This is a genomic window from Streptosporangium nanhuense, from assembly GCF_059358815.1.
On sequence record NZ_JCADBG010000007.1, the window covers coordinates 304,142 to 318,300 of the forward strand.

Here is a 14,159-nt window from a genome sequence, read left to right on the forward strand (position 1 = left end):
CACACGGGCTCACTTCGACCACCGTCCATCGCCCTCTGACCACGGTCCTCGCTACTTGACCAGGGTGATCGGTCCGCCTGGCTCGAAAATCGGTGCGTTAGTGGGCAGGCGGCAGCGAACCCTGGCCAGTGATGTCGGGGCAGGGTCTGCTGGGCGGGAATTGGGGTCAGGCGGTTGGTTGCAGGGTGACGGTTTTGCCGGTGAGGCGTTCGAGCTGGCGGACGAGGTCGTGTTCGCGCCGTCTGGTGGCGATACGCGATTGGTAGAAGTCGGGGCCCAGGTCGCGGTAGCGGGCCTCGGGGTTGGACAGCAGATGCCAGACGATGGTGAGGACGGAGTTGCCGACGGCGACGATGGCGCGTTTTCGCCCGCGGCGTCTGGACAGTCGCCGGTAGCGCTCGCCCAGGAAGGTGTTGGAGCGGGAGGTGGCTGCGACGATCTCGCCGAGGGTGGCGCCGAGCCAGGGATTGCCCTTGCCGGTGGAGCCGCCCTTCTTCTTGCCGGCGGAGTTGTTGTCGATGGGCGCGAACTTGGCCCAGGAGGCCAGGTGGCCGGCGGTGGGGAAGCGGCTCATGTCGATGCCGATCTCGGCGATGAGTTCTTGGGCGGCGATGGTGCCGACACCGATGATCTCGTCGAGTTGAGCGACCGCGGCGGCATACGGGGCGATCTTGTCCTCGATCCGGCGGGACACGGCCTCGATCCGAGCGGTGAGGTCATCGACTCGATCGGTCATCATCTGACATAGGAAGCCGTGCTCGTCGGTGAAGTGGCCGGTGAGTGCTTCGTGCAGTAAGGGGATCTTCGAGCGCATCGGGCCGCGTGCCATCGCGGCCAGCATCTTGGGATCACGTTGTCCGCCGATCAATGCGGCCAGCATCTCGCGGCCGGAGACGCCGAAGATGTCGCTGATCACGCTGGACAGCTTGATCTGCGCGTCTTCCAGCAGCTTTTCCACGCGCTGCTTTTCGCGGGTGCGCTCGCGCACCAGGCTGCGCCGATAGCGGGTCAGGTCGCGTAGCTGGCGGATCGGCTTGGGGTGGACCAGGCTGGGCCGGCACATGCCACGCTCGACGACCTTGGCCAGCCACACCGCGTCCAGCTTGTCGGTTTTCGGGCGGCCGGGGACGTTCTTGACGTGCTTGGCGTTCAGCAGCCAGCAGGTGAATCCCTCGGCTTCCAGCAGGTGGTAGACCGGCTTCCAGTAGTCGGAGGTGGCCTCCATCGCCACCAGGGTGACGGCTTGGCAGCGCAGCCAGTCGGCCAGGGCGAGCAGGGAGGCGGTCAGCGTGGTGTACTCGCGTACCTCTTGGCGGCGCCGTGCGGGTTTGTCGTCGTGGGGGACGCGCACGCACACCACCAGGCCGCTCTTGCCGATGTCGATCGCCGCGACCCGCTCCACCAACTCCAGTGGCTCATCGCTTTCCTGCACAGGTGTCCCTCATCTCCTCCGTGATGGGCAGGGATGGTTGCCCGGGGAGCCGGTAGGGGAAGGATCAAGAGCCGGGCTCTCGTGCTCGAAGCGACAGTTCAGGGCCCCTTGGGCGGCTCCCGGCGTCAGACTGAAAACCGGCCTCGACCAGGCACCAGGCGGCCTCGACGTCGGCGGGCAACCACCCCCGATTTTCATGCCCGCAGGGCGTGCGCGCAGCCACATCAAAGACTGAAAAGCGGAAGGGCGGCGGTCCGACCCCGCCCACTGCAACTGAGCAGTAACTGAGCAGCACAAACGCCCCGAGCGACTATCATTCGGGGCTTTTGATCTCCAGTGACAGCAACGTCTCTGCTGCTTCGAACCTCAGGTTTTTCGTGTCCTGGACGATCCCGCCCAAACGCAGGATCATGAGAACGTGAGCAGGACGGACAACACAATGCCGCTTCGCTTGCAGGAGCAGGATGGTCGCCGCTACAGGCACGATATGGGCGGGTCTTATTCGGGCATCGGTGAAGATGCCAGCCTGGCGGAGCGCAAGGCCCGGCAGCGCGTACGACTTGCATTGCTGCGCGGTGAGGAACCAGAGCCGACCAGGCATCGCCATTGCGAAAAGTGGCTCTATTGACGAGGGCAAGCAATGAAGCGTCCCGGAGGTGACCTTCGGGGCGCTTCATCCACGTATGTGCGATGTCAGCCGAAGACGTTGTGCTTGTCGTCGAGAGTGACATGGGCGTAGATGGTCATGGTCACTTCGATGTCGCTGTGGCCGACGATGTCGCGGACGACCTTGGGCGGGACGCCGAGGTCGAGCAGCACGGTCACACAGGTCTGTCGGAGGTCGTGAAAGCGCATGTCCCCGAAGCCGGCGGCCTCGCGGATACAAGAAAAGTCGCGCGCCTCGTTCGTCTGTGATCCAGGGGCCCAAAGGCCGGTAAGAACGATCAACGAGTCCCCGCCAAAAATCAGATAGTCTGATTTCATGAAGGTGATGACTGCCACTGAGGCATCTCGAAGCTTCGCGGTCGTTCTGGACGAGGCGGAGCGAGGGGAGACGATCGTGGTCACTCGGGGAGGTAAGCGGATCGCGGTGATCGGTCCCGCGCCCACGGCGCCGGGACGTATGGTCAAAGCCTTCCTGGCCAGAGCCGCGGGGACGCTGGACGCCGATTTCGAGGCCGATGTCGCAGCGGCCCGGGAGGCCGTCGACGACGAGATGAGGAGCACGTGGCCCGACGCCTGATCCTGGACACGGGCGTACTGATCGCGGCGGAGCAGGGCAAGGCCTCCGTGGACGCGGTGATCGGGGATGCCGACGATGTGGCGGTCGCCGCGATCACTGTGGCCGAGCTGCTCGTCGGCGTGGAGCTGGCGGATGAGGCGCGCCGCCCAGGGCGACAGGCTTTCGTGGATGAGGTTCTGGCGTTGATTCCGGTCGAGGAGTACACGGTGGACGTCGCCAGGGTCCACGCCCGTCTCATGGCACATGTGCGCCGGTCGGGAAAGACGCGGGGAGCGTACGATTTGCTGATTGCCGCGACGGCGGCCGCCACCGCCAGAATCGTGATCACGATGGATTCGTCCGCCGCGTTCGACGACCTGCCCGGAGTCCGGGCGCAGGTCGTTCCCCGCTGAACGTCGACGGTGATCTTGCCGATAACGTTCACGGTGGTCAACCGTCTCATCAAGCTCGTCGGTGGTAGGAACGTCGGTTTCTCCGCGTGGGTTGTGAGGGAGGAAGGCGCGGAGTTGGCGACGGTTGTGCTTGGACGTGGCCTTTTCCATCTTCTGACCTTGTGTCCGTCGAGAGGAACAAGGTGGTCGCTCCGCCCGAAAAGCGGAGGGTCTGCGGTTCGACCCCGCTCCTGACCACAACAAAGGTTGAGCAGCAGGGTCACGCAGGTGTGCCGGAGGTCGTGAAAGCGCATGTCTCCACGGGCGGCCTTGCGGATGGCTCCCCAATTTCGCCGATGGGGTACCGCGCCAGGACGGGAGGACCAGGCCGTGTCGTGTCCGTCGGTTTGCCCCGCGACCACGGCGGCCCGCTCGGCGACAACCTGTGAAGCACCGGGTAAGGGCATTGTGGCGGTCGCCGCGCGCTCAGGATGGTCAGGGTGGGGCGAGGCGGAGGATCTGATCGCGGACGTGATCGTCCAGGTCGGCCTGGAGCAGGCCGTTGTTGATGGCGGGGGCGCAGTTCATCGAGATGCTCACCGCGGCGGCGGGTCCCTGTGGATAGTCGAATATGAGCCGGATGTGGCGTTCCGGAGCGCCTCCGAGTCCTTTGCAGGTGTTGTCGCTCGGCACGGTGTCCAGGGAGTTCAGTGTCGCGGCCAGCGCGCGGGCGATGTCCCTGTTGTGCCGCTTGCGGTAGGGCGGCCTTGAGTACGTGGCGTCCCTGCACATGGTGAGGCGGCCGGGGCGTCCGGGAACCATCAGCTCGTCCTGCCCCCGGCGGTCACCGGGGCCCCGGCAGGGGTCCTCCGGCGGTACGGGCTTCCAGATCCCGTCCTTGTAGGCGGTGGTGATGGCGGGCCCGACGTACGAGTTGCTGTCGGCCGTGCCGTTGGTGGTCCGCACGCAGCGGTTGACCTCCTCGGCGCTGCCCACCCACAGGGCACGGCCGTCGGGGTAGGCGAACCGAATGAGGTAGTTGGTCATCGGTCCTCCCATCAGCGAGCATGGACGGCCCCTGGGGGTGGTGGTCACCGGGAGGTAGGCGAGGTCGCGGGCCATCGCCGTCGCCTGGTCCGTCAGTGTCCGCGAACCGGCCAGCCGCTCACCGCCCGAATGCGCGTTGTCCCTCCCGGGGTAGGCGCAGATGAGGGCCTTCACCGGTGAACCGGGGACGAGCGACTTCTCCACCCCGTCGATGTCGGCGGCGGCCGGCACCCAGCCGCCGATGTGGTCGCTGTCCCAGCGTTGCGGGCAGGTGGCCGGTACGGGTGGCGGCTCGCTGATCGCTCCCGAGAGGACCACGGCCGCCCCGCACACTCCGGCCGCCGCGAGGCCGAGCCCGATCGACGTGGAAAGCTTCATGGTTCATAGACGTCGCTTCCCGGCCGATCGGTTCGCCTTTCTCATCCTTATGCGGGGACCGGGTGAATGAGATATGAGGTACGAGACCCCCTGTGAAGCGTCAGACGACCACGTACCACCCGAAGCAGACCGGCCGAAGGGGTGAACCGCGCCAGGATTGCCGGCGGCTTCGACGTGCCTTAGGTTCGGTGAGCCGGCTTGGCCGGTTCTCATGTCGGCGGAGGCGGACACCATGGGGCGACGGCGCTACTCAGCCGCGGATATCACGGTGCTGAGCGGGGACGATGTCGTTCGTAAACGCCCGGCGATGTATTTCGGAGTCGGTCAGCGGCATCCGGATCTGCCGACCAGGATCCTGGCCGCTCTGATGACGGACGCACTCCATCTCCAGGACGGCGAACACCGGAAGACGAGCGTCGAGATCATCGGCGATCTGCGATTCACCGTCGTCGACGATCAGATCCGCGAAACAGACGAGCAGGGCGTGCCCAGGCTGGACGGTGTCGGGTCACTCCTCGATCGGCGAAGGTGCCATCAGGCCGCCGCGGCAGCGCTGAGCACACATACGGTCATCGAGGTGTGGGCGGAGGGGCGCGGCCATCGCCAGGAGCTGGCCGGCACGCGGCCCTTGGCCCCTCCACGGGCGATCGCCGCTCCCGTAGGAGACGGAACGCTGGTGACGTACGAGCTTGATTCCTCGTACTTCGTTCCGGGCGCGGCGATCGCCACCTCGCTCGAGGATCTGGACCTGCATGGCGAGTGGTGCGCGGGACGTCCCCCGGTCGGCTCGGTCGTGGTGAGGGATCTGCGGCAGAGCACGGCGGGGTGACCCTGGTCGGGTCGACAAGCAAGGGAAAACCGGATCCGGTGTTCGTACGCGGACGTGCGTCCTGGGTTGATGCGCGTCCCATGGCTGTGGACACGCATACGTCGCGGTGGAGTCATGGCGAGGGCTGTGTGGGCGTCGGTGCCGGGCCCTGTGGTTCTGTGTACGGCGACGCGGGTCACGTCCCGGTCGGCCGCTCGTCGGCCAATCTTGCCGTGCTCTCCCGGATCGTGAGAGTGGTGGCGAGTTCGAGACCGACCTGCGTCGGCTCCTCGCCGCGTCCCAGGGCCAGCGCGAGTTCGGTGGCGGCGGCGGCCATCTCGGTGAGCGGCTGATGGACGGTGGTGAGCGGGGGGTCGACGAGGGCGGTGACGGGCAGGTCGTCGAAGCCGACCACGCTCAGGTCGGCGGGAATGCGCAGGCCCAGCTCGCGGGCGGCCTGGTACACCCCGAGCGCCTGCAGGTCGTTGCACGCGAAGATCGCCGTCGGCCGGTCGGCCGCGCCGAGCAGGTCGAGCGCGGCCACGCGCCCGTCCTGCAGGGTGAGGTCGGCGCGCACGATCAGAGCCGGGTCGACCGGCAGGCCCACGGCCTCCAGCGCGGAGCGGTAGCCGTCGAGCCTGGCACGGCAGCACAGGACCTTGTCCGGGCCGGCGATCATCGCGACGCGACGATGTCCCAGCTCGATCAGGTGACGGGTGGCCGAACGGCCGCCGGCCCAGTTGGTGGCGCCCACGAACGGCACGCCGTCCGGCAGTTCGCCGGTGGGGTCGAAGACCACGAACGGGATGTTCTTGGCGCTCAGCTGGTCGCGCTGCTCCTGCGACAACTGCGCGACCGTCACCACACAGGCCGGCCGGCGCGCGACCGTGTCGTCGATCGAATGGTTCAGCGGATCGTGACGCGGGCCGAACTCGGTCAGCATCACGCCCACGCGCTGCTCGCGGGCCACCCGCTCCACGCCGCGGATGATCTCCATTCCCCACATGTCCTCGAGCTGGCCGAAGACGAGTTCCAGCACGTTCTTGCGATTGCTCCTGCGGTAGCCGTACTCCGTGATCAGGGCCTCGACGCGAGCGCGGGTGTCGGCGGCGACGCCGGAGCGGCCGTTGATGACTTTGGAAACGGTCGGTATCGACACCCCGGCGCTCTCGGCGATGTAGGAGATGGTCACGGGACGGGACGGGTCGCCCTTCTGTCGTGTCGCGTCGGTGGCCGGTCCGCCCGGCTCGTCATGTGACACCTGGGCCCCTTTTCGTTTTGGCGCGAAGAACTTCGATGAGGGACGCCGGTGAACGACGTCGATCGCTGCGTACGTACAAGCTGTGGATCCGGTGCGGCAGTCGCCGGTCTTCCGCCGGCGGGTGTCAGATCCTCACATTCTGGCGCAGGACACCGACGCCGTCGCACGCCGGACGCGGCACACCGGGGGTTTCGACGGTGCCGGGCACGGGGCGGTCGCTCCTCGGCGGTCCGGCGGATGCTCGATCAGGCACATCGCAGGCGCCGCGGGTCCGATGCGTTTCCGCGGGTCGCGCTCCCGCGGCCGTGGTCGTACCGGAGCCACTTCTCTGAAAGATTCATCCTGAGAACCAAGAAAGTTTCTCGACGTTTTTCGCGCTCGCTTCGCTGACCTGGCTCGAAGGGGCGGCGGTCTTTTCGATCTCAGGATCATCCGGCCGGGCTGTATCAGCGTGGTTGGCGGCGATTCTCTCCCTCACTACATTATGTTTCGCGCCAATCGATAGAAAGTTTCCATCGACCCGGCCCGGTGTTCGGGATCGGGCCGCAGGCCGCGCCTCGGCGATGGGAGAGCAGATTGTTCACGTCGGTGCCGCGTGCGAGCGGCGAGAACGACACCACGACACGGCTCCCGTTCGCGAGGTCTCGTCCCGGGCGCCGTGACCAGCGCCTCCGCCGGCCGGAACGGGCCTGAAGCCGCGTCGGCACCCGCCACGCGCATTCCCTCATCAACACGTTCGCCCGACGTCGTTTTCCAAGGGCAGCCGATCGGCGCGGTCGAAAGGGCGACGCGCCCAAGGGAGTGAGAAATGCACAGCTTACGGAAGGTCCGCCAACGGATCGGCGCGATCGCGGGCATCGTCATCGCGTTGCTGACCGTGGGAACGATGACGGCCGTGAACGCGCGGGCGGTGGCCGGCTGCGGTGTCGTCTACACCGTCTCCACGCAGTGGCCGGGCGGGTTCACCGCCAACCTCGACGTCACCAATCTCGGTGACCCGATCAACGGCTGGAGGCTCGCCTGGACCTTCCCGTCGGGCCAGCGGGTGACCCAGGCGTGGAACAGCACGGTCACCTCCTCCGGCGCGCAGGTCACCGCGGCGAACACGAGCTGGAACGCGGCCATCGCCACGAACGCGACCGTCTCCCTGGGTTTCAACGGATCGTGGACGGGCGCCAACACCGCGCCCGGGTCCTTCACGCTCAACGGTGTCACGTGCACGGGAAAGGTGGTCGGCCCCTCACCTTCACCCAGCCCGACCCCGACCCCGACACCGACTCCGACGACCGCGATGGAGACCGTGGCCGCCATGCAGCCGGGCTGGAATCTCGGCAACACCTTCGACGCCATCCCCGACGAGACGGCATGGGGCAACCCGCTCACCACGCAGGCGCTGCTGCGCCACGTACGGTCGCAGGGGTACAAGAGCATCCGAATCCCGATCACCTGGAGCAACCACCACGGTCCGGCCCCCGACCACACCATCGACGCCGCGTGGCTGAACCGCGTCCGCCAGGTCGTCGACTGGTCCCTGGCCGAGGACTTCTACGTGCTGATCAACCTTCACCACGACTCCTGGCAGTGGATCAACACCTACCCGTCCGACTCGGCGACGGTGACGAACCGCTACACCGCGCTGTGGCGCCAGCTCGCCGGCTCCTTCCGCGACCACTCGCCGAAACTGCTGTTCGAGAGCGTCAACGAGCCGCAGTTCACCGGCACCTCCGGCGACGAGCAGGGCGACCAGCTGCTGAACACCCTCAACACCGAGTTCGTCCGGCTCGTCCGCCAGACGGGCGGCGCCAACGCCACCCGCGTCCTGGTCCTGCCCACGCTGCACACCAGCAGCGAACAGGGCCGGGTGGACGCGCTGGCCGCGACCTTCAGCGCGTTGCGCGATCCCAACCTCGCCGCGACGGTCCATTTCTACGGCTGGTGGCCGTTCAGCGTGAACATCGCGGGCGGCACCAGATACGACAGCAATGTCGAACAGGACCTCACCGCCGGGTTCGACCGGGTGCGTACCGCCTTCGTCTCCCGCGGCATCCCGGTGATCATCGGGGAGTGGGCACTGCTCAGCTGGGACCACACCCGTCCCGGCATCATCGAGCGCGGGGAGTTCCTGAAGTTCCTGGAGGCCGTGGGTTATCACGCCCGCACCCGCGACCTCACCACCATGGTCTGGGACGCCGGTCAGTTCCTGAACAGGAACGAACTGCGATGGCGTGACCAGGGCGTGTTCGACATGATGAAGGCGAGCTGGACCACGCGTTCCGGCACCGCCTCCACCGATCAGGTGTACGTTCCCTCCAGCGGCACGATCGCCGGCCGGACGCTCACCCTCAACCTCAACGGCACCACGTTCCAGGGCCTGCGCCAGAACGGCACCCCGCTGAGCCAGGGCAGCGACTACACCGTGTCGGGCACCACGCTGACCCTCACCTCGGCCGCCCTCACCCGCCTGGCCGGCGACCGGGCCCACGGGGTCAACGCCACCATCGAGGCACGGTTCTCCCAGGGCGTGCCCTGGCGGATAAGCGTCATCTCCTCCGGCACGCCGACCCAGGCCGCCGCGAGCGGGACGACGACCTCGTTCGCCATTCCCACCCAGTTCCGCGGTGACCAGCTCGCCACCATGGAAGCCAGGTACGCCGACGGCAGCCCGGCCGGACCGGCCAACTGGACCACCTACAAGGAGTTCTGGCAGAACTTCCAGCCCGACTACGGCGCCGGCACCATCATCATGAAGCCCGAGTTCTTCGCCGAGGTCAACGACGGTCGCGTCACGCTCACCTTCCACTTCTGGAGTGGGAAGCAGATCACCTATTACGTCACCAAGTCCGGCACGACGGTGACCGGCGCCACCACCTGACCACCATCCGGCGACCACCGTGACGGATGCCGCGCTTCTTCGCGCGGCACCGTCACCGGTGTGCGGTCCGACAAGGAGGCATCATGTCCCTCGCAGGTTCGAGAAGGGTGTTCGCGGCCGGTGCGAGCGTGTTGATCGCCGCAGCCTGCCTGACCGGCGGCGGCGGTACGGCTCAGGCCGCCACCACCGGCCCGTGTGACATCTACGCCTCGGGCGGGACGCCGTGCGTGGCGGCGCACAGCACCACCCGGGCGCTGTACGGCACCTACAACGGCCCGCTGTACCAGGTCAGACGTTCCTCGGACAACACCACTCGCGACATCGGCGTGCTGAGCGCCGGCGGTGTGGCCGACGCCGCCGCCCAGGACTCGTTCTGCTCCGGCACCAACTGCGTCATCACCGTCATCCACGACCAGTCCGGCCGAAACAACCGCCTCACCCAGGGGCCCGGCGGCGCCGTACCCGGCCCCGGTCCCGGCGGATCGGACAACCTCGCCGACGCCAAAGCGGCCCCGATCACCGTCGGCGGCAGCAAGGCCTACGGCGTCTACATCGCTCCGGGCACCGGCTACCGCAACAACACCACCAACGGCGTGGCGACCGGCGACCAGCCCGAGGGAATGTACGCCGTCCTCGACGGCACGCACTACAACGGAGGGTGCTGCTTCGACTACGGCAACGCCCAGACGAACGGACAGGCCGACGACATCGGCATCATGGAGGCCATCTACTTCGGCAACAACAACTGGTGGGGCTACGGCGACGGAGCCGGCCCCTGGATCATGGCCGACATGGAGTGGGGACTGTTCAGCGGGATCAACGCGCGATACAACCCCATGCCGCCCATCAACCACCGCTTCGTCACCGCCATCGTCAAGGGCGAGCCGAACCACTGGGCGATCCGGGGCGGCAACGCCCAGTCGGGCGGCCTGACCACCTACTTCGACGGGCGGCGCCCCAACGGCTATCACCCGATGAAGAAGGAGGGCGCCATCCTGCTCGGCATCGGCGGCGACAACAGCAACGGCGCCCGCGGCACGTTCTACGAGGGAGTGATGACCTCCGGCTATCCGACGGCCGAGACCGAGAACGCCGTCCAGGCCAACATCGCCGCCGCGGCCTACGCGCCGACGACCGGTGGCAACTCGCGGCAGAACGTCCAGATCGTGGGCGGCCAGTCCAGCCGGTGCCTCGACGTGCCGAACAACAGCACTACCAACGGCACCCAGACGCAGCTGTGGGACTGCGGCAGCGGCACCAACCAGCGCTGGACCCACACCTCCGGCAGGCAGTTGCAGGTGTACGGCAACAAGTGCCTGGACGCCTTCGGGCAGGGCACCGCCAACGGCACCCAGGTGATCATCTGGGACTGCAACGGCGGCACCAACCAGCAGTGGAACGTCAACGCCGACGGCACCGTCACCGGCGTGCAGTCCGGCAAGTGCCTCGACGCCAACGCCGCCGGCACCGCCAACGGCACGAAGCTCATCCTCTGGTCCTGCAACGGCCAGGCCAACCAGCGCTGGACCCTGCGCGGCTGACCCGCCGGCAGGCGGAAGGCCCGGACTCCGTACGGACCTGGCCGCACCGGACTCCGTACGGACCTGCCCGCGCCGGCCTTCGCGGTGGCGAAGGCTGTGACAGGCCCGGCGGCGAGATCCTTCTCGCCGCCGGGCCCGTGGTCACCGTTCACCACCCTCTGACCACGGTCTCCGCTACCCGGCCAGGGTGATCGCTCCGCCTGGAAAGCGGAAGGCTGGTGGTTCGACCCCCTGGCCGCAGCAGCTGAGCAGCACGAACGCCCAGGGCCGATCACGGCCGGGGTGTTTCTCGCCGTGCTCGACGACAGCGGGTTCCGGCGTTCCGAGCGGAGATCGGCCTCGACCACAGCGGTCCCGGCATCCACAGGGCCGCCCAGGTCGCCTGACCACCACCAGGGGTGTTCGCCGGAGCGGAACGAGCTCGGACACCTGCTACAAGATCGCAACGAGACGCGAGTCATCGAAGTGATGTTCAGCCCGGATAATGCTCTGATGGTGTTTCGCGGGCTGCATATCCTGATCGTTTCGTTCGTGGTCGCGGGGGTTTCCGCGTGCTCGGTCATACCTGAGCCGTTGATTTCCAAGGCGACCGGAAGAGAGTCCTACCGCGAATCGAGCGAGGCGATGATGCCCACGCTCAAGAAGGGTGACGTGGTCACCGGCACGGTGACCGACGGGACGTACACCCCCAGGGCGGGGGACGTCATCGCCTTTCTGCCCCCGAAGTCGTGGGGCGGCAGTGGCGGCTACATGATCAAGAGAATCATCGGCGTTCCAGGGAACACGGTCGGTTGCTGCGATCCGCGGCATCGGATGGTCGTTGACGGCGAGCCGGTGGATGAACCGTACGTGACCGACGAACAGGCTTCGAATTTCACCTTCGAGCCGGTAGTCGTCCCGGAGGGGCGTGTCTGGGTCCAGGGCGACAACCGCGACGTCTCCATCGACTCGCGCAGCCATCACCGCGCGGGGGTTGACGGCACCGTCCCCGTGTTCGACGTCATCGGAGTCATCGACGTCGGCACCGCGCGGTAGGACCCGCCCATGAGGCGTTCGAGGACGCGACGGGAGAGGAGTGCGGCGGCGACTACGAAGTACTCGTGAGCACTTCCGTGGACGGCCGGAGCCGGTGGTGTTGACACCGCGAAGTCCTTGAGTGCTTCACGGGTCCGAGCGCCACCGCTGGGCCGGGTGCGTCCCGGATGCTCGATGCGGCCGTGAACGGGTGGACCTGGTCGCCCGCTGCGGGGATGACGTCCCCTCCTCTCGTACGCGGCACCTCTGGGAGCGCTGGCGTACGGCCAGGCCCGACAGGATCAACCAGTGGGCCGGCTACACGGGGGCGGACAGGGAAGAGTGGCTGACCGTCGTCTTCCACAACAGCCGCCGGCGGACAGGTCACCCCGATCGCCCGTCGGGACGCGTCTACGATCTCGACGGAACGCACGTCACCGACAAGGCGAGCTTCTACCTGGCGATCGGGGAAGCGGTCAACGGGCCGGGCGGTTACTTCGGTTGGAATCTCGACGCGCTGGACGACTGTCTGTGCGGGCACTTCGGGGCGGAGGCGCCCTTCACCCTGGTCTGGCACCATTCGCATATCGCTCGGGAATCTCTCGCCTTCCCGTTCGAGGGAGCGGGTGCCGACGCGACCTGCTTCGATGTCATCCGCACCGTCTTCGAGGAGAAGAGGGTGGATGTCGTGCTGAGGTGATCCTCCGCCGCCCGGATGTTCGCCGTCTTGCGGGCCGATCCGGCGTCGTCGTAACCGGTGCCGAGGTTCGCGCGTCCGCCGTTGTCCGAGGCGTTGAGCCGCGTGAATGCCCGATCTCAGGGGCCGGCAGGACGGGCGGCGGTTCTCAGTCGAAGCCGGCGTGCGGTGTGCCGGTGCCCTGTGGCACGCGGAACGGGCCGGACGCGCCGGGCCGGACGTCGAAGTCGAAGATCGCGGTTGGCAGGTAGACGGTGGCGCAGGAGTTGGGGATGTCCACCACCCCCGACAGCCGGCCCTCGATCGGCGCGGCCCCGAGCAGCAGATACGCCTGCTCGGGGCTGTAGCCGAACGCCGTCAGGTAGTCGATCGCGTGCAGGCAGGCACGCTGGTAGGCCAGCTGCGAGTCGAGATAGCGCTGCTCCCCGTCCAGGGTGACGGACACCCCGGAGAAGGCGAGCCACTCGCTGTATTGGGGGTCGGTGCGGCCCGGCATGAAGACGGCGTTCTCGCCGACGCGGTACGTTTCCATGCCGTCCTTGATGACCTCGACCCGCAGGTCGACGAAGCCGCCCATCTCGATGGCACCGCAAAAGGTGATCTCGCCGTCGCCCTGCGAGAAGTGCAGGTCGCCGACCGACAGGTTCGCGCCGGGGACGTACACCGGGTAGAAAACGCGGGAGCCCCGGGTGAGGTTCTTGATGTCCTGGTTGCCGCCGTTCTCCCGCGGCGGCGCGGTGCGGGCCGCCTCGGCCGCGACCCGGTCGAACTCGGACGGGGAGACGGAGCCGAGGACGGCGTCCCGAGGCTCGGGAGGCAGGGCCAGCGGCGGCACTCTCCGAGGATCCGTCGCTATCAGCGCCGATTCCCGCGCGTTCCATCTCGACAGCAGCGCCGCCGACGGCGCGGTGCCCATGAGCCCCGGGTGGGTGATGCCGGTGAACGACACCGCTGGGATATGACGTGATGTAGCAGTCTGGCCGGAGAAGTCCCAGATCGCCTTGTAGGCGTCCGGGAACTGTTCGGTGAGGAACCCGCCGCCGTTGCGGGTGGGGAAGATCCCGGTGTAACCCCAGCCCTGGCCGGCCAGCGGGCCGCTGTCCTCCTGGGGGATGGGCCCCAGGTCGAGGATGTCCACGACCAGCAGGTCGCCCGGCTCGGCCCCCTCGACCGCGAACGGGCCGCTGAGCGCGTGCACCGTCGTCAGCGGGGCGTCACGGATGTCCTCGGCGGAGTCGTCGTTGTGGATCGCGCCGTCGAACCACTCCCGGCAGTGGACCCGGAAGCTGTCGCCGGGTTTGACCCGTGCCACGGGCGGGATCGCGGGGTGCCAGCGGTTGTGACCGATCTTGGCCTGGTCGGTGAACTTCCTCTTCGAGTCGAGCGGGAAAATCAGCTCCGGCACGGCTGGACTCCTTTCGGCGCTGCGAGACGGTCACGGCCGCGGCAGGCGGCCGGTGGCGGGATGGACGACCGCCGTGCCTCCGGCACGGCG

At 67.6% G+C, this 14,159-nt stretch carries 13 protein-coding genes; 7 read left to right on the forward strand and 6 right to left on the reverse strand.

Annotated elements, in window-relative coordinates; all coding sequences use genetic code 11:
- Positions 1-166 precede the first annotated feature (166 nt).
- The 3 genes from AC5L38_RS16750 to AC5L38_RS16760 all read right to left on the reverse strand — a co-directional run bounded on the left by AC5L38_RS16750 (position 167) and on the right by AC5L38_RS16760 (position 2,434).
- Positions 167-1,432 carry an IS110 family RNA-guided transposase gene (locus AC5L38_RS16750; protein ID WP_495243716.1) on the reverse strand — a complete coding sequence of 422 codons (1,266 nt, stop codon included), beginning with the start codon at positions 1,430-1,432 and terminating at the stop codon, positions 167-169.
- Between the two features lie 313 nt (positions 1,433-1,745).
- Positions 1,746-2,039 carry a hypothetical protein gene (locus AC5L38_RS16755; protein ID WP_495243717.1) on the reverse strand — a complete coding sequence of 98 codons (294 nt, stop codon included), beginning with the start codon at positions 2,037-2,039 and terminating at the stop codon, positions 1,746-1,748.
- A gap of 86 nt (positions 2,040-2,125) precedes the next feature.
- The gene (locus AC5L38_RS16760) at positions 2,126-2,434 is read right to left on the reverse strand and encodes a tyrosine-type recombinase/integrase (RefSeq protein ID WP_495243718.1); all 309 of its coding nucleotides are present in this window, start codon (positions 2,432-2,434) and stop codon (positions 2,126-2,128) included.
- Between AC5L38_RS16760 and AC5L38_RS16765 the strand changes: the two genes are divergently transcribed.
- Both AC5L38_RS16765 and AC5L38_RS16770 read left to right on the forward strand, forming a co-directional pair.
- Positions 2,415-2,675: a type II toxin-antitoxin system Phd/YefM family antitoxin gene (locus AC5L38_RS16765; protein WP_364213058.1), complete on the forward strand. Its 261-nt coding sequence runs from the start codon at positions 2,415-2,417 to the stop codon at positions 2,673-2,675. The two genes, AC5L38_RS16760 and AC5L38_RS16765, sit on opposite strands and share 20 nt — an antisense overlap.
- On the forward strand, positions 2,660-3,067 hold the full coding sequence (locus AC5L38_RS16770) for a PIN domain-containing protein (protein WP_495243719.1): 408 nt from the start codon (positions 2,660-2,662) through the stop codon (positions 3,065-3,067). Before AC5L38_RS16765 ends, AC5L38_RS16770 begins: the two co-directional genes overlap by 16 nt.
- 474 nt (positions 3,068-3,541) lie before the next feature.
- Here the strand turns inward: AC5L38_RS16770 and AC5L38_RS16775 are convergent, their stop codons facing one another.
- The gene (locus AC5L38_RS16775) at positions 3,542-4,471 is read right to left on the reverse strand and encodes a hypothetical protein (RefSeq protein WP_495243720.1); all 930 of its coding nucleotides are present in this window, start codon (positions 4,469-4,471) and stop codon (positions 3,542-3,544) included.
- A gap of 268 nt (positions 4,472-4,739) precedes the next feature.
- Between AC5L38_RS16775 and AC5L38_RS16780 the strand changes: the two genes are divergently transcribed.
- A complete protein-coding gene (locus tag AC5L38_RS16780) occupies positions 4,740-5,300 on the forward strand; it encodes a hypothetical protein (protein WP_495243721.1) in 561 nt (186 codons plus the stop codon).
- A gap of 175 nt (positions 5,301-5,475) precedes the next feature.
- On the opposite strand, the gene AC5L38_RS16785 is transcribed toward AC5L38_RS16780, so the two are convergent.
- A complete protein-coding gene (locus AC5L38_RS16785) occupies positions 5,476-6,540 on the reverse strand; it encodes a LacI family DNA-binding transcriptional regulator (protein WP_495243722.1) in 1,065 nt (354 codons plus the stop codon).
- A gap of 808 nt (positions 6,541-7,348) precedes the next feature.
- Between AC5L38_RS16785 and AC5L38_RS16790 the strand changes: the two genes are divergently transcribed.
- The 4 genes from AC5L38_RS16790 (at position 7,349) to AC5L38_RS16805 (ending at position 12,667) form a co-directional block, all read left to right on the forward strand.
- Entirely contained in the window at positions 7,349-9,412 is a 2,064-nt protein-coding gene (locus AC5L38_RS16790) for a cellulase family glycosylhydrolase (protein WP_495243723.1), read from the forward strand.
- Positions 9,413-9,495: 83 nt separating this feature from the next.
- Positions 9,496-10,953 (forward strand): arabinofuranosidase catalytic domain-containing protein, encoded by a 1,458-nt coding sequence (locus tag AC5L38_RS16795; protein ID WP_495243724.1) that lies wholly within the window; start codon positions 9,496-9,498, stop codon positions 10,951-10,953.
- A 492-nt stretch (positions 10,954-11,445) separates the two neighbouring features.
- Positions 11,446-11,988 carry a signal peptidase I gene (lepB, locus tag AC5L38_RS16800; RefSeq protein WP_495243725.1) on the forward strand — a complete coding sequence of 181 codons (543 nt, stop codon included), beginning with the start codon at positions 11,446-11,448 and terminating at the stop codon, positions 11,986-11,988.
- 190 nt (positions 11,989-12,178) lie between these two features.
- Positions 12,179-12,667, forward strand: a complete 489-nt coding sequence (locus tag AC5L38_RS16805; protein ID WP_495243726.1) for a barstar family protein — start codon at positions 12,179-12,181, stop codon at positions 12,665-12,667.
- Between the two features lie 145 nt (positions 12,668-12,812).
- Here the strand turns inward: AC5L38_RS16805 and fmdA are convergent, their stop codons facing one another.
- Entirely contained in the window at positions 12,813-14,069 is a 1,257-nt protein-coding gene (gene fmdA, locus AC5L38_RS16810; protein ID WP_495243727.1) for a formamidase, read from the reverse strand.
- Positions 14,070-14,159: the final 90 nt, after the last annotated feature.